This window comes from Streptomonospora litoralis, assembly GCF_004323735.1.
Taxonomy (GTDB): domain Bacteria; phylum Actinomycetota; class Actinomycetes; order Streptosporangiales; family Streptosporangiaceae; genus Streptomonospora; species Streptomonospora litoralis.
This window is the reverse complement of sequence record NZ_CP036455.1, coordinates 2,385,376-2,400,710: the sequence shown is the minus strand read 5'-3', so window position 1 is coordinate 2,400,710 and position 15,335 is coordinate 2,385,376. Positions and strand designations below refer to the sequence as shown.

14 protein-coding genes are annotated in these 15,335 nt (G+C 73.8%); 5 read left to right on the top strand and 9 right to left on the bottom strand.

Annotation, left to right across the window (positions count from 1 at the left end; translation table 11 throughout):
• Positions 1-6: 6 nt before the first annotated feature.
• From EKD16_RS10380 to EKD16_RS10370, 3 genes are all read right to left on the bottom strand, one after another.
• Positions 7-297, bottom strand: a complete 291-nt coding sequence (locus EKD16_RS10380) for a chorismate mutase (protein ID WP_131098196.1) — start codon at positions 295-297, stop codon at positions 7-9.
• Positions 298-628: 331 nt separating this feature from the next.
• On the bottom strand, positions 629-2,134 hold the full coding sequence (locus EKD16_RS10375) for a peroxidase family protein (RefSeq protein ID WP_207391488.1): 1,506 nt from the start codon (positions 2,132-2,134) through the stop codon (positions 629-631).
• 721 nt (positions 2,135-2,855) lie between these two features.
• Complete coding sequence (locus tag EKD16_RS10370) at positions 2,856-4,670, bottom strand: AMP-dependent synthetase/ligase (protein WP_131098195.1); 1,815 nt, start codon at positions 4,668-4,670, stop codon at positions 2,856-2,858.
• A 336-nt stretch (positions 4,671-5,006) separates the two neighbouring features.
• On the opposite strand from EKD16_RS10370, the gene EKD16_RS10365 reads away from it, so the two are divergent.
• Positions 5,007-5,285: a hypothetical protein gene (locus EKD16_RS10365; protein WP_131098194.1), complete on the top strand. Its 279-nt coding sequence runs from the start codon at positions 5,007-5,009 to the stop codon at positions 5,283-5,285.
• A 100-nt stretch (positions 5,286-5,385) separates the two neighbouring features.
• Here the strand turns inward: EKD16_RS10365 and EKD16_RS10360 are convergent, their stop codons facing one another.
• On the bottom strand, positions 5,386-6,060 hold the full coding sequence (locus tag EKD16_RS10360) for a PaaI family thioesterase (protein ID WP_131098193.1): 675 nt from the start codon (positions 6,058-6,060) through the stop codon (positions 5,386-5,388).
• A 259-nt stretch (positions 6,061-6,319) separates the two neighbouring features.
• Positions 6,320-6,748: a GNAT family N-acetyltransferase gene (locus EKD16_RS10355; protein WP_131098192.1), complete on the bottom strand. Its 429-nt coding sequence runs from the start codon at positions 6,746-6,748 to the stop codon at positions 6,320-6,322.
• A gap of 193 nt (positions 6,749-6,941) precedes the next feature.
• On the opposite strand from EKD16_RS10355, the gene EKD16_RS10350 reads away from it, so the two are divergent.
• From EKD16_RS10350 to EKD16_RS10335, 4 genes are all read left to right on the top strand, one after another.
• Positions 6,942-7,793 carry an AraC family transcriptional regulator gene (locus tag EKD16_RS10350; protein WP_131098191.1) on the top strand — a complete coding sequence of 284 codons (852 nt, stop codon included), beginning with the start codon at positions 6,942-6,944 and terminating at the stop codon, positions 7,791-7,793.
• A 1,794-nt stretch (positions 7,794-9,587) separates the two neighbouring features.
• A complete protein-coding gene (locus EKD16_RS10345; protein ID WP_131102330.1) occupies positions 9,588-10,316 on the top strand; it encodes an AzlC family ABC transporter permease in 729 nt (242 codons plus the stop codon).
• On the top strand, positions 10,298-10,612 hold the full coding sequence (locus tag EKD16_RS10340; protein WP_131098190.1) for an AzlD domain-containing protein: 315 nt from the start codon (positions 10,298-10,300) through the stop codon (positions 10,610-10,612). Before EKD16_RS10345 ends, EKD16_RS10340 begins: the two co-directional genes overlap by 19 nt.
• Before the next feature lie 132 nt (positions 10,613-10,744).
• Positions 10,745-12,490 (top strand): thiamine pyrophosphate-dependent enzyme, encoded by a 1,746-nt coding sequence (locus EKD16_RS10335; RefSeq protein ID WP_131098189.1) that lies wholly within the window; start codon positions 10,745-10,747, stop codon positions 12,488-12,490.
• Positions 12,491-12,524: 34 nt separating this feature from the next.
• Here EKD16_RS10335 and EKD16_RS10330 read toward each other — a convergent pair whose 3' ends face one another.
• From EKD16_RS10330 to EKD16_RS10315, 4 genes are all read right to left on the bottom strand, one after another.
• On the bottom strand, positions 12,525-13,433 hold the full coding sequence (locus tag EKD16_RS10330; RefSeq protein WP_131102327.1) for an RluA family pseudouridine synthase: 909 nt from the start codon (positions 13,431-13,433) through the stop codon (positions 12,525-12,527).
• A 32-nt stretch (positions 13,434-13,465) separates the two neighbouring features.
• Positions 13,466-14,191: a signal peptidase II gene (gene lspA / locus EKD16_RS10325; protein ID WP_131098188.1), complete on the bottom strand. Its 726-nt coding sequence runs from the start codon at positions 14,189-14,191 to the stop codon at positions 13,466-13,468.
• Between the two features lie 35 nt (positions 14,192-14,226).
• Positions 14,227-14,637: a TraR/DksA family transcriptional regulator gene (locus EKD16_RS10320; RefSeq protein ID WP_131102325.1), complete on the bottom strand. Its 411-nt coding sequence runs from the start codon at positions 14,635-14,637 to the stop codon at positions 14,227-14,229.
• Between the two features lie 347 nt (positions 14,638-14,984).
• Positions 14,985-15,248 (bottom strand): hypothetical protein, encoded by a 264-nt coding sequence (locus EKD16_RS10315; protein ID WP_131098187.1) that lies wholly within the window; start codon positions 15,246-15,248, stop codon positions 14,985-14,987.
• Between the last annotated feature and the right edge of the window lie 87 nt (positions 15,249-15,335).

Sequence of the window (15,335 nt, the reverse complement as noted above, 5' to 3'; positions counted from 1 at the left end):
CGCCCGCTAACCCGCGGCGTTGCGCAGTTCCTCCTCCGCGGCCTCCAGGCCGGTTTCGATCACCGCGGCCATGATGCGCGCGAGCCGGTCGCCGCCCAGCCGCGGCGCGTGCTCGGCCATGGCGGTGACCAGGGCCCGCTCGCGCTCGGCATCGCGCCCGGCGAAGCCGCCGACCGGCTTGAGGCGCTGCACGTCGGCGGCGAGCCGGGCGCGGTCCTCCAGCAGCCCGGCGAGCCGGGCGTCGAGCACGTCGATACGGTTGCGGAGCTCGTGGACGCGGGCGGGCGAATCGGCCATGGGATCCTCCAACACTCGGGGGCGGCCGCCCCGCCGGGTCGAAGGGTCGCGGAGCCGCCGCTGAACAGAAAAAGAGCGCAAGGCGGGTGCCTTGGCGCTCTGAGCCGGCGTGCGAACCGCGACCGCTCAGCTATCGGCGGCCGTCCGGCGCGCAGCCGGCGGTCTAAAGCAGCGATAGCGGCGGTTCATGGCCTCGATTCTAGCGCGCCGAGCGCGGCGGCGGGAACGTCGTGCGCGCGCTCGGCGGGGCCGCCCGCGGGTTGGGGCGGCGGTGCCCCCGCCCGCGGGAAGGCCCCGCGGGCGGGGGAAGGGTCGTGCCCGATCGGCACGCTCAGACCTCGCCGAGGCCGAATCCGGTGAAGCGGATCAGGTCGGACATGGTGAAGTCGCCGTCCTCGGCGCTCTCCAGCGTCGGCTTCCAGCCCGGGTCCCTGCTCAGGTACGAGGCCGGGTCGGCGGCGAGCAGGCCGAGGAACACCTCGGCGACGATGCGCCCGCCGACGGGGCCCAGATGGCGCCCCTCGGCGACGACCTCGGCCTCGCGCAGGATGTAGTACCACAGCGGAGCGGGTCCCGGCCGGGGCAAACCCAGGTCGGCGTCGGCGAGCGGCTCCACACCCATCGCGCAGGCCACCGACTGCCCCGAGGGCAGCCCCAGGCTCACGCCGCGGGTGAGGTTGCGCCGGGCCAGCGACGCCACGCCCTCGGCCGCCTCCTCCGGCAGCTCCATCAGCGGCGGCGCGAGGAACGGGTCGATCGCCCGCGCGGACTCCGGTCCGCCGCCGTCCGCGCCGAGCGGGAAGAACCGGCGCCACTCGATCTGCCAGCCCTCCGGCAGCGCGCGGAAGCCGCCCAGGTGGGAGAGCGGGTCGCTCTCGGAGACGGGATCGGCGGTGAAGATCGGCAGTTGCGGGACCGACGTGTTCAGCTTGTAACGCGCCCGGATCAGCGAGTGCCCGAACCGGTAGGCCGCCACGGAGAACTCCACCGGCATGAACGGGTTGTTGCGCCAGCGGTAGTAGCGCAGGTCGGGCCGTTCGACGCCGCGGCCCCGCGCGGTGGGCTGCGCGCTGCGCAGGACGTCGCGGAAGGTCTCCTCGCCGACGATCCGCCGCAGGAAGTCGTGGATCACCACCCACTGGTAGTGCCGGCGCACGATGCCCTGAGCCGCCGCGAAATCGTCCTCCTCACCGAGCCGCGCGGATTCCGGAAGCTCAGGCAGTGCGTCCAGCACCTCGTTGTGGAACAGCTGCAGCGTCAGCTGAAGATGGGTGACGAACAGGTTCTCGTCGTTGCGCGGATCGGGGATGATCGCCGAGCCCTGGGCGTTGCGCTGCAGGTCGTACTGGCCGTCGCGCTCCGGCACGAGGAAGTGTCCCGGCTTCTCGTCGTCGTAGAGGTAGGGCTGGTCGGCGGGGCCGCGCCCGTAGACGGAGTCCAGGTCGAAGAACGGCGAGCGGAAATTGGTAAGCGCGTCCGGATCGCGGCGGCCGACCTGCAGCGGCGTCGGATCGTGGGTGATGTCGTGGTCGATGAACTGCCCGAGGAAGGTGTATCCGCTCGGGATGCGCGGATTGTCCAGCCCCGGGTCTCCCGGGCTGCGCTCGACCATGCGCTCGGCGAGGGCGGTGATCTCGTCCTCGCCGAGGGCGAGCGGGGGCAGGCGGCGGAACATGCGGCCGAACCGGCCTTCGTACAGCGGTGACTCGGGCACGTGGCCGAGCCCGCGCAGGCCGGCGCCGTGGCCCCGGCCGCGCCGGGGCGCGCTCCGGTGCTGCGCGGTCGCCGGTCCGGTGCGCTGCTCGGGTACCTCGGTTGTCTCGACGGTCGACTTCATGGCGGCGTCCTCATCTCTGCCGGCTCCTCGAAGGTGCGGACTGCTGCGGCGCGAGGACGGGCGGCCGCCGACGGGCGCGGGCGCCCCGGCGCAAAGGTCCGGCGGCGGTGTGCCTGTGGCACCCGGCGCGACCGGCGGCCGTCGCGCAGCAATCACTCCCCTGCACCTTCGGCGCGGGAGGGCCCTGCGGCAACACGGGTGGCCACGTACGGACATTCGGGCCGACCGACTGAACCGCGGGCGGTTTTGCCGGACGCTGACCCGCGGGTGGGCGGCGGGGCGCGCCGATCCGCCGACGGATCGGGGATGGCGGGCGCTTTGTGCCACGCCAGCGGGTATGCGGGCAGCCTGAGTCGGGTGTGACCGGATGATCGCCTGCGGCGGCCGGGGGCAAAGCGGCAACGCGGTCGGGCAAACGCCGCACAACTCTTTGCGCGTGCACTATTACACTACGGAGTCAATTTAGGGCAGTCGATAACGACGGAATCGGTTGACCCGATACAACCCACTGAATACGGCCGGTCCGGTGCGCCCGTCGCCGGATCGGGTACGCGTCGCGGAACCGGCCACCACCGTCCTGGTCGGCGAAACGGCAGGTCCAAGCCTTAAATCCGGTCTCCGCCGCACCGCTCGGGCCGAGCGGCGCCGCGGTCGGGCGGCGCAGCGATGATCACGGCGCGCAGCCTTGGAGGCGCTGCCTCCGACGGCTTCCTACGCGCGCTCAGCGCTTCGCGTACATCTCCTCGATCGATGAGCTGTAGCGGTCGGCGATGCGGGAACGGCGGAGTTTCAGCGTCGGTGTGAGCGTCTCGTCCTCCACGCTGAACTGCTCGGGCAGGATGCGGAAGGCGCGGATGGACTCGGCGCGCGACACAGCCGCGTTGGCGGAGTCGACCGCCTCCTGCACCCGCGCGCGAAGCGCCGGATCGGCGTCGAGGTCGTGCGGCTCACCGGAGGCGTAGCCGCTGCGCTCCTTGTACCGGGCGAGCTCGTCGGGCTCCAGGGTGATCAGCGCGGTGACGAAGGAGCGGCCGTCGCCGACCAGCATGCACTGCTCGATCAGCGGGTCGGCGCAGACGCGCTCCTCGATCGGCACGGGGACGACGTTCTTGCCGCCGGCGGTGACCAGGATCTCCTTCTTGCGGCCGGTGATGCTGACGTAGCCGTCGCCGTCGATCTCGCCGAGGTCGCCCGTGGCGAACCAGCCGTCGACGAACGCGTCCGCGGTGGCCTCGGGGCGGTTCCAGTAGCGCGTGAAGACGGGCCCGCCCCGGAGCAGCACCTCGCCGTCCTCGGCCAGGCGCACCTCGACCCCGGGCAGCGGGCCGCCCACGGTTCCGGGCCGGACGTGTCCGGGAGTGTTCGCCAGTACGGCTGCGGTGGTTTCGGTCAGCCCGTAGCCCTCGTAGACCTCCAGTCCGATACCGCGGTAGAAGTGCAGCAACCGCGTGTCCAGGGCCCCGCCGCCCGAGATCACGCGGGTGCAGCGGCCGCCCAGGGCATCCGTCAGCTTGCGGTAGACGAGCCGGTCCAGCACGGCGCGGCGCAGCCGCAGCACGGGCCCCGGCCCCCGGCTGTCGCGGGCTCGGCTGTAGGCGACGGCGGTCTCGGTGGCGGCGTCGAAGATGCGCCGGCGCAGGCCGCCGGTGCCCTTGCGGGCGGTGGCGTGGATCTTCTCGAAGACGTAGGGCACCGCGAGCAGGAAGGTGGGCCGGAACGATCCCAGATCGTCGATGAGCGAGCCGACGCTGTCGGTGTGGCCGAGGCGGGCCCCGGCGTGGATGACGCCGACCTGGACCATGCGTCCGAAGACGTGGGCGAGCGGCAGGAACAGCAGTGTGGAGGGCTGCGCGCCGTCGGGAGCGGGTTCGAACAGCACCGGCAGCGCGGTGACGACCGCGCGGATCTCGGCCAGGAAGTTGGCGTGGGTGAGCACGCATCCCTTGGGCGTTCCGGTGGTGCCCGAGGTGTAGACGATGGTGGCCGGGTCGGCGGGGTCGACGCCGGCGCGGCGCTCCTCGACCGCGCTGTGGGGCACCCCGGCACCGGCTGAGCGCAGCTCGTCGAGGGCGCCGGTGTCGAAGCACCAGACGTGCTCCAGGCTTTCGGGGCCGCCGGGGCCGCCGCGCAGGCCTTCGACCGCCGCGGCGTGCGAGGTGTCGTCGACGACGCAGGCCACAGCGCCGGAGTCGCCGAGGATGAGCGAGATCTGCTCGGCCGAGGACGAGGGGTAGACGGGCACGGAGACGGCGCCGGCCGTCCAGATCGCGTAGTCCAGCAGCGTCCACTCGTAGCGGTTGCCCGACAGCAGCCCCACCCGGTCGCCGGGGTGCACGCCGCGGGCGATCAGCCCCTTGGCCAGCGCCACGACGTCGTCGCGCACCGCTGCGGCCGGGATGTCCTGCCAGCGGCCGTTCTCCTGCCGGCTGAGCATGGGCGCGTCGGGGTGGCGTTCGGCGCGCCCGAAGAGGGTGTCGGCCAATCCGCCGTGTGCGGGAAGGTCGGCCTGCGCGGGTTCGGCGATGCTCGTCGTCACCTCTCCGGTCTATCGGACATCCGCCACGAAACCACCCGAACCGGGTGCCGCCGCGGCATGATCTAGCTCATAATCCGACCGGGTCTCCGGCATCGTCGGAGCCTGTTGCGCAGCGCACCGCAAACGCACGCAAGCCGCATGAGCTGCACGTTCTCCATACAGTCGACAGGACGCGCAAGCGGCGGGGCCCGGCCCGAGCGGCGGACCGGCGGGCCGGTCGCCGGGACGGCCCCCATAACCCGGCGTGTCACGGGTAGATAACACACCAGGGATCAGACGAGAGACCGTCTCCCTGAGCAGAGCGAAACAGAGCCATCCCCCCGAGGAGGACATCCCATGGGGACCCGTAGGAACTGGATCGAACGCAAGGCGCGCCAGGTCGTCGGTGGCAGGCTCAACGGCATGGGCGGCGGCGCCCCCGTCAGCCGCACTCACCGCCCCCACCGCACGGGCGGCGCCGCGCCGACCCGCGGGCTGGGCGGTTTCGGCCGTCCGTCGCGGACGAACCGCGGCACGGGCGCGCGCACGCGGCGCGGCGGCGGCATGCCGCCGGAGGTGCAGCGCGGCATCCGGCAGGTCGAGGGTCGACTGCGCCGGGCGCTGCGCCGCCGCTGATTCCCGATTGGCGCGATCGCGCCGCGCGGGGCTGCCGGAAGGCGCCCCGCGCGGCGCTTTCGTGTATCCGGGCCCGGGCGGCCGGGCGCGGCGGCGGCCGTCAGGCGCCGCCGTCGCCGGGAAGGTCCAGGCGCACCATGAGGGCGGTGCCCTCGGCGGTGACCTCGCCGTCGTGGCTGATCTCGGCCGCGACGAAAACCTTGCGGCGCTCGGTGCCCGTGACGCGGGCAGTGATCTCCAGCGGCGCTTCGACGGGCGTGGGACGGCGGTAGTTCACGTCGAGGTTGGCGGTGAGGCCCGGCATCCCCTCGGCTCCGGCGGCGGCGCCGAGGGCCTGGTCGAGCAGGGCGGCGAGCCAGCCGCCGTGCACCAGGCCGGGCGGTCCCTGGTAGACGCCGTTGAGCCGGAACCCGCCGTGCAGTCCGCCGCCGGAGGCCCGCTCCAGGCGCAGCGGCGGTGCCGCGGCGTTGGTCGGGCCGGCGACGATGTTGGCGAGGGTGCCGTACTCCACCCGGCCGTCGGGCCAGGTGTGGCGCACCATGGTGCCGATGTCGTGCCGGTCGCCCTGCAGACGCGAGGCGGCCTCGGCGACGGCCGTGCGCGCGGCCGCGAGGTCCTCGGCGCCCGCCCGGGTGTGGGCGACGGCGTCGACGAGCGTGCGCACCTCCTCGACCAGGGACGTCAACTCCGCCGGGATCTCCTCCTCGCCGACCACGGGGAGCCCGAAGTCCCGCGGGTCGGGGAGTTCGGCAACCGGCTCGGTCTCGACCGTCATGGCTTCCTCTGCTGTGCTGGGTGCGGCTTGCTAGGACTCGGTGCTGCTGCGGCGGGGCCGGGCCGCCGGTCCCGCGAATTCGTGCGGGACGCCGGGGCGTCGGCCGACCATTGAGGTTACTCCCTGGTAGCTTCATGGTCGCCCAGGGCCCCGATACAAGCAACGCGACGACCGTCACAACCGCCAACGGGAGCACGTCGTGGCGCTATTTCGTGACAATCGGCACGCAACTGCCACTGCGCGGCCCCGCAGCGGACGCTCAGTCCAGCGGCTTGCGCATGTCCAGATGCGCGATCCCGGCGTCCAGGAACTCCTCGCCCCGGGCGGTGTAGCCGAGGCGCTCGTAGAAGCCCAGCGCGTGGGTCTGCGCGTGCAGCTCCATCTCGCCCAGCCCCAGTTTGCGCGCCCGCTCCTCGATCGCGCGGACCAGGGCGGCGCCGGCACCCGTCCCCCGCGCCTCGGGAAGCACCGCCAGGCGCCCGAGCAGGCCCCGCACCCCTTCCACGACCAGACGGCCGGTTCCAGTGGGCACACCGTCGGTACGGGCCAGCAGGTGCTCGGCGTCGAGGTCGCGCGCGTCCCACTCCTCGGCGATGGGCACGCGCTGTTCGGCGACGAAGACGGCGCCCCGGATGGCGAACACGGCGGCGCGGTCGGCGAGGTTCTCGGCGACGTCGATGGTGAGCACGCGGAAAGTCTAGGTCCTGCCCAAACCTGCGTGGTGGCGGCGCCGGAACGGTTCCCGCAGGCTTCCCGGCTTCCCGGATTCCGAGCCGGCGTACGCCGGAGCGAAACGCCCCGCCGACGACTGCGCCCGAACGAGGGAGCCGGTGGCCGACCAGGGCGCGCACCGCTGCCGCCCCCTTGCCTAAGCTGGCGCTATGACCGACGAGTCCGGCGAGCGCGCCCGCTTCTGGCGCCATCCCGGCCTGCCCGGAGTCGAGCTGCTCAAAGCCCGCTATGTGCGCCACAGCTTCAACCGCCACACCCACGACACCTATACCTTCGCCCTCATCGAGACCGGCGTGGAGGAGTTCACCCACCGCGGAGGGCTCCACCGGGTTTCGGCCGGGGGGATCGCCGCCGTGGAACCGAACGAGGTCCACACCGGCCATGCCGGGGTGCCCGAGGGCTGGCGCTACCGGGTCCTCTACCCCGAGGTGGAGGTGGTCGCCGCCGCTGCCCGCGACCTCGGGATGGGGTCGGTTCCGCCGTTCACGGCGGGCGAGATCCGCGACCCCGCCTCCGCCGCCCTGCTGCGCTCCGCCCACCGCGCCACCGAGCGGGGCGACCGCCTCAGCGCCTCCACGCTGACCCGCCAGGCGCTGCATCGGCTGCTTGCCCGCCACACCCATGCCCCCTCCCCCACCGAGACGGCCGGGCCGCCCGGCCCCGCGCGCGCCGTCGCGCAGGCCCGCGAACTGCTGCGCTCGCGCCTGGCCGACCCGCCCAGCCTGGAGGAACTGGCCGCGGAGGTGGACACGCCGCCCTTCGCGCTGCTGCGCGCCTTCCGCGCCGCGCACGGCCTGCCGCCGCACGCCTACGTCAACGACGTGCGCGTGCAGCGCGCCCGCCGGCTGCTCGCCGACGGCATCCCGCTCGCCGACGTCGCCACCGGACTCGGCTTCGCCGACCAGCCGCACTTCACACGGCACTTCAAACGCATCACCGGGGTCCCGCCGGGTGCTTTCCAAAGGGGGGTACTGGGCGGGCCCGACGGTGATCAGCCGTGATGGTGCGGGAGGCCGGTGCCCGTGGAAGACGGCCGCAGGCGCGGCGAGGGTGACGGTGGGTCGGGCCTGTGGTTGTCGGACCGGGTGCTCGCCGGTGGCGGTACGTAGCGAAGGGGCGGCAGCGGTCTGCTGGGCGGCCTTGTTGGTCTGCCGGGTGCCGGGTGGACTTGACTGAAAAGCGGCGCCGAGGGCGGCGGTGGGCTGGGCCTGCGGTCGTCGGGTCGGGTGTGCGCCGGTGGCGGTACGTAGCGAAGGGGCGGCAGCGGTCTGCTGGGCGGCCTTGTTGGTCTGCCGGGCGACGGGGCGTTTGACGGGGAACGACGGGCAGCGAGGACGGCGCCGGGTCCGGCCCGCGGTCGACGGGTCGGGTGCTCGCCGGTGGCGGCGGCCGGCGGGGACGGCGTTGGGCCGCCGCGGGCCGGTCGGCGCATCGAATGCGCGGTTTTCACCGGATTCCGGCCGCTGTCCGGTCGAAACCCCGCAATAGGTGGCACCGGTCCCATCGAGTCTGTCTCCAGGGCTGGATTCGGCGCCGAATCCAGCCCTGGAGACAGACTCGGCGCGGCTTGGCCCGTCTATCGCGAACTTATGGTCGCAGGTAAGCGCATTCCGCGGCCATAAGTTCGCGATCATCGCCGGATGGACCGGCATAGGGGACCTACCGGCGCCGGTGCGCCGGCTGGGTCTCGCCGTGTCCCCTGCCGGGCCGGCACCGGCCGGAGGCCGCGCGGCGGGGCGCGGTCGCGGGCGCTCGCACGCCCCGGGGGTGCGCGGGATCGGGGGTCGGGGGCGACGCCGCGTCGCTCGTTGCGCCTGGGTGTCGCCTCCGAGAGCCGCACCCCCCGATGGGGTGGACTTTTGGGGTCTATGCCCGTTTTTCGGGCGGCCTCGGCGGACGCCGTGGCCACGAGGCGCACGAAAAGTTGACTCCGGGGCTGTTTTCGCGCCATTCGGCGCGCTTCGTGGGCCGTCGCCGCCGCAGCGCGGCCGCGGACCCACTGAGAAATCGGGCATTGATGTACAAAACACCCTGCGTTGTTTCGTATCGCGGAATCACGGTGTGGGGGCGGCACCTCGGGGCGACGCCGATGCCGATGCCGCCGCACGTACGTGCATCTCGTGGCCCTCAACCTGGCCGCATGGCCGCCGCCGAGCGCCCCGCAGGCCCGCGCCGATAACCGGGCGGCAGCCGCCACGGCTCGACCACCCGCGGCCGGGGCCGGTGACCACCACCGCCGACCACCGCGGGCCCGACGCCGCGGCGCCCTCGCCGCCCCCGCCGGGCGGGCCACCGGCGAGCACCGAACCGACGACCGCGGGCCCGGACCCATTGTTGCCGTCGCTGCCCCGCCGCAACCGCCACCGGCGGGCACCCGGCCCGATGACCGCGGGCCGAGCCATCCGCCGCCCTCGCCGCCGCTTTTCCTCCAGGTCACCCGCATCTCGGCAGGTCGGCAAGGCCGCACAGCAAACCGCTGCCGCCCCGCCGCAACCGCCACCGGCGGGCACCCGGCCCGATGACCGCGGGCCGAGCCATCCGCCGTCCTCGGCGCCGCTTTTCCTCCAGGTCACCCGCATCTCGGCAGGTCGGCAAGGCCGCCCGCCACCCGCCGCCATCGGATTCGACCGTCCGGCCGCCCGCCTGCGCCGGGCGCGCTGCGCTCGGCGGGGGCCCCGTACGGCGAAAGGGCCTGCAATTACGTTCAAGACGCCGCCGCCCCCGCGCGGCTAGCGTCGACTGACGTGGACATCACTTCTGGACGGCTGTCGCCTCCCGTCCGCGACGGACTGGGCATGGGTATCGCGGTGGGTCTGTCCGGTGTCGCCTTCGGCGCCGCCGCCGTCACCGCGGGGCTGTCGGTTCCCCAGGCGTGCGTACTGAGCCTGCTCGCCTTCACCGGCGCGTCGCAGTTCGCCCTCGTCGGGGTGCTCGCCGGCGGCGGCAGTCTGGCCGCGGGCGCCGCCGGCGCGCTGCTGCTGGGTGCCCGCAACACCCTTTACGGCCTGCGGATGGCCGACCTGCTGCCCTGGCGCGGCGCCCGGAGGCTGCTGACCGCGCACGGCATCATCGACGAGACCGCCGCCGGCGCCCTGGCCCAACCCACCGGCGCGTGGGCGCGCACCTCGTTCCTCACGGTCTTCGCCACCATCTACGTGATGTGGAACGCGACCACGCTGGTCGGCGCCCTGGCGACCGAGCGGATCGGGAACACCGAGGCGTTCGGGCTGGACGCCATGGGCGCGGCTGTGTTCCTTGCGCTGATCGCGCCGCGGCTGCGGGAGGGGCGCCGGGAGCGGGCCGTGGCGGTGCTCGCCGCCGCGATCGCGCTGGCGGCGGTGCCCTTCCTGCCGCCGGGGGTTCCCGTGCTGCTCGCCTCGGCGGCGGCGCTGGTCGTGCCCGGCGGGCGCGCAGCCACCGGAGGGAGCACCCCGGAGCGCGGCGACAGCGGCGCTCCCTCGGACGACGGCGGTACGGGACGGACGGATCGCGGGGAGGTCCGCACATGGCGCTCTGGGCGGTGATCATCGGCACCTGCGCGGGCTGCTACCTGCTGAAGCTGGCCGGCCTCTCGGCACCGCGGCGGCTGCTCGACCATCCTCTCGTGCAGCGCTTCGCGATGGCGGTCCCGGTGGCGCTGCTTGCGGCGCTGATCACCGTACAGACCGCGACCGACGGCGGTCAGCAGTTGGTCTTCGACCCCGCCCGTGTCGGCGGTATCGCCGCCGCGGCCGTAGCCCTGCTGCTGCGCGCGCCTTTCCTCGTCGTTCTCGTCGTCGCCGCGGCGACGGCGGCCGGGCTGCGCCTGCTGGGCCTGTGAGGACGCCACCGCACTCCCCCATTGCGGGCCGCCGCCCCCGTCCGGCCCTTCCGCCCGCGCCCGCCGAGGTGAATCGGGAGCCGCGGGCGGGCAGAAGGCAAGGGTGACCAACCCGCGAGCCGGAGGACGCCGATGACAGAGGAGACCGAAAACCCGGTCGGCAGCGCCGCCGAGGGCGCCTATGAGGGCCTGGACCGATCCCGGGCCGGCGGCGACCGGGCTTGGCGCACCGCCGCCGAGGAGGTCGTCGACGTCTTGGCCGCCGCGAGTGTACGCCGGTGCTACACCGTGCCCGGCGAGAGCTTCCTCGAACTCGCCGACGCGATCGAGCAGCACGACGACCTGCGGCTCGTCTCGACCCGCCACGAGAACGGCGCCGGGTTCATGGCCGAGGCCGAGGCCAAGCTCACCGGCGTCCCCGCGGTCGCAGCCGCCACGCGCGGTCCCGGCGCCGCCAACCTGGCCGTGGGCGTGCACACCGCGCGCCAGGACTCCACCCCGATGGTCGTGTTCCTCGGCCAGGTCACCAGCCCCTACCTGGGGCGCGAAGCGTTCCAGGAGGTCGACCTCACCGCCTTCTACACGCCGATCACCAAGTGGGCCACCACGGTCCACCGCGCCGACCGGCTCGCCGAGGTCACGGCCCAGGCGCTGCGGGTGGCCACCACCGGCCGCCCGGGCCCGGTGGCCGTCGCCGTGCCCGGTGACCTGTTCGGCCGACACGTCCCCGCGGCACATGCGCTACCGGGGGCGCAGCCGCCGCGGCCGCCGCTGGGCGAGGAGGAGCGCGACCGGCTCGCGGAGTGGCTGGCCGCGGCCGAACGCCCGGTGATCATCGCCGGCGGCGGCGCCCGCAGCGCACGCGAGGAGCTGGTCGCCGTCGCCGAACGCTACAACGTGGGCGTCTACACCTCATGGCGCCGCCAGGACGTGTTCCCCAACGACCACCGCCTCTACCTCGGCCACCTCGGCCTGGGGTGCCCCGCTGCGGTGCTGCGATCGCTGGAGGAGGCCGACGCCGTCCTGGTGGTGGGCTCGCGGCTGGGCGAGATCACCAGCCAGACCTACCGGCTGCCCACCGCCGCCGGCCCCGGACCGGGCTCGCCGGTGGCCCAGATCGACATCGACCCCGACCAGGTCGGCGCGGTCACCGGGGTATGGCTGGGCGCGGTGGCCGACGCCCAAGTGGCGCTGGACGCCCTCGCCGAACTGCCCGTCGACACGCCCGACCGCGACTACAGCGAGGCCCACCGCCGTTGGGAGCGCACCGCCACCGCACCCCCGGAGGCCGCCACCCGCGCCGAGGGCCCGCTGCACCCGTGGGCGGTGGTCGAGGCGATGCGCAAGGCGCTGCCGGAGGACACCGTCGTCACCAACGACGCCGGCAACTTCGCGGCGTTCCTGCATCGCGGTTGGACCTACCGGCACCCGCGCACCCAGCTCGCTCCGACCAGCGGCGCCATGGGCTATGCGGTCCCGGCGGCGGTCGCCGCGAAGCTCGCGGCGCCCAACCGGACCGTGGTGGCCGCAGTGGGCGACGGCGGCGTGCTGATGACCGGCCAGGAGTTGGAGACCGCGGCGCGGCTCGGCCTGGCGATCACGGTCGTGGTGTTCCAGAACGGGCTCTACGGCACGATCGCGATGCATCAGGCGAGCGAGCTCGGCCGCAGGGCGGGCACCGACATCAGCGGCCCGCTCGATCTGGCCTCCTACGCGCGGGGCCTGGGAGCGGGCGGCGCCACGGCCGAGACCGCGGTGGAACTCGCCGACGCGCTGGCCGATGCGGCGGCGGCCGAGGGCCCCGTCCTCATCGACGTGCGCACCGACCCCGACGCGATCAGCCCGGAGGCCACCCTGGCGGGCCTGTTGAACGGATGATCCCGACGCGGGCGCGCGGGCGGCCCGGCCGCGCTCAATCCTCGCGCAGCAGCTCCAGCGAGGCCGCGAGTTCGTCGGCGTACGCGCACTCGAACTCGACGCGGCGGCCCTCGGTGGGGTGCTGGAAGCCCAGCCGCACCGCGTGCAGCCACTGGCTGCGCACACCGAGGTACTCGGCCAGCACGGGGTCGGCGCCGTAGAGGTGGTCGCCCACGCACGGGTGCCGCAGCGCCGCCATGTGCACGCGGATCTGGTGGGTGCGCCCCGTCTCCAGCTTGACCTCCAGCAGGCTGGCGGCGCGGAACGCCTCCACGGTGTCGTAGTGCGTGACCGAGGGCCGCCCGCCGGCCACCACCGCGAACCGGCCGTCGCCCGCGGGGTGGCGGCCGATCGGGGCGTCGACGGTGCCGCGCAGCGGGTCGGGGTGGCCCTGCACGAGCGCGTGGTAGACCTTGTCGACCTCGCGTTCCTTGAAGGCCCGCTTCAGCACGGAATAGGCGGCCTCGCTCTTGGCGAGCACCATCAGCCCGGTGGTGTTGGCGTCGAGCCGGTGCACGATGCCCTGGCGCTCGGCCGCTCCGCTGGTGGCCAGTTCGACGCCGGAGGAAAGCAGGCCCTGGAGCACGGTCGGACCGGTCCAGCCCACGGTGGGGTGGGCGACCACTCCGGCCGGCTTGTTGACGACGACGATGTCGGCGTCCTCGTGGACCACCGACATCCCCGGCACCGGCTCCGGACGCGCCGAGGGCGCCTCCGGCGGAGGGGGCAGGGTGACCTCCAGCCAACTGCCCGCCTCCAAGCGGTCGGACTTGGCGGCCGCGGCGCCGTCGACGGTGACGTTGCCCTCGGTGATGATCTCGGCGGCGCGGGTGCGCGAGAGCCCGAACATACGGGCGATGGCGGCGTCGATGCGCTCGCCCTCGACGCCGTCGGGCACCGGCATGCCGCGGTGGTCTCCGGTCCTGGTGGAGCCGCTCACGCCGACCGCCCGCCTTCGTCGCGGCGGGTGCCCGCGCGGTCGGTGCCGTCCGGTTCCGCGCCGGAATCGGGCGCGACCGCGCCCTCGCCGCGGCCGGTGCCCTCCTTCGGATCGGCGGCCGTTTGCGGGCCGCCGCCGGCCTCGTCGGCGGGGCGTTCGGCGCCCTTCGCCTGGGCCGCCGCGCCGTCCTCATCGGCCGGGGCTTCCTCGGCCCGATTGTCGGACTCGCGGGTGCCGTCGAGGTTGATGCCGCGGAACGCCAGCAGCACGGCGAAAGCCCCGCCGACGCAGATGCAGGAGTCGGCGATGTTGAAGACCGGGAAGTTGGGGACCTGGATCCAGTCGACGACCGCACCGTGCAGCGGCGCCGGCGGCCGGAAGGCGCGGTCGACGAGGTTGCCCAGGGCACCGCCGAGGATCAACCCGAGCGCGACGGTCCACGACGCGCTGCCGAGTTTGCGCGCCATGAACAGGATGTAGACCACCACGCCCACGGCGATGATGAAGAACAGCCAGGGCACGCCCTGGCCCATGGAGAACGCGGCTCCGGTGTTGAACACGAGCGTGAACCGCAGCAGCTCGCCCACGACCCGCATCGACTCGCCCGGCTCGAACGCGGCCAGCGCGAGTTCCTTGGTGGCGTAGTCGGCCGCCAGAGCCGCCGCGGCCACCGCCGTCAACAGAAGGAACCGCCGCGGGCTGCGCGCGGCGGGTCCGTTCACCGTACGATTCTGGGCCCCGGAGGGCTCGACGTCACTCAGCGACGCTCCTCGCGCTGTTTGCACTGCACACACAATGTGGCGCGGGGGTAGGCCTGCAGGCGGGCCTTGCCGATGGCCTTCCCGCAGGACTCGCAGACTCCGTAGGTCCCCGCGTCCATCCGCTGGATCGCCCGCTCGCTCTGCGCGAGGAGCTCACGCGTATTGTAGTTCAGCGCCAGGTCGTGCTCGCGCTGATAAGCCTTGGCACCGGTGTCGGTCGGGTCGTCTCCGGCCCCCTCGACCGAATCCGACAGCCGCTCGGCCAGCTCGGACTCGGCGGCGGCGACGCCCTCGCGCAGCCGGGCGACCTCGGTCTCCAGGCCCTCGCGCACCTCGGCCAACTCGGCCTCGGTCCACGGATCCTCCCCCGGGCGGACTGGGAGCTCGGCCGCATTCGACACGCTCATCTTGCCCTCGCCTTCTCCCCTGCGGGCCTCCTCGCCGGACCTGCCGCTCGCGGTCGTCGACACCATTCGGCACCTCACCCCCTGGGCCGCGCGCTGGGCGCCGGCCGTGAACCCCGTTCTGACGTGCGATTCCACCGCATCAGGCGGTGTTCGCACGAGATGCCGGGTAGCTTAAGCGCCCGCCGGTGGCGAATCAACCATCGACAGCGCAGCCGGAACACACCATGCCTTCTGCAGATCTATCCCCCAGGTGTTCCCGATTCAGCGCGCCCGATTCACCAGGCCGACAGGCCCGCCGCTGCGGCGCCCCGGGGCGCCGCGCGGGTCGAGGACGAAGAGCAGGCGCGCTACCGGGCGGCGGCGAAGCCGCCGTAGTCCCGGGCCAGCATCGCCAGGTGCGGCTCGTCGAAGGTGGCCGGGCCGCCGTGCGGACCGGTGCTCACCTCGATCACCCAGTCGACGTCCTCGGCGTCGTCCTCGCCGGCCAGCATGTCGCGGTGCACGGTGCACGGCTCGTAGCCCTGGTCTGCCAACTGCTCGGCCAACTCCTCGGCGTCGTCCCTGTCGGAGAGCGTCACCAGCACGGTGCCCTCCTGCCCGGTCGCGGCCACGGCCCGCCCCTCTCGTCGTCGATCACCACTGCCCCGCCGCACGGCGCGCGCACGGCGCCGGACCGCGCGGTGCACGCGGCCCGGCAG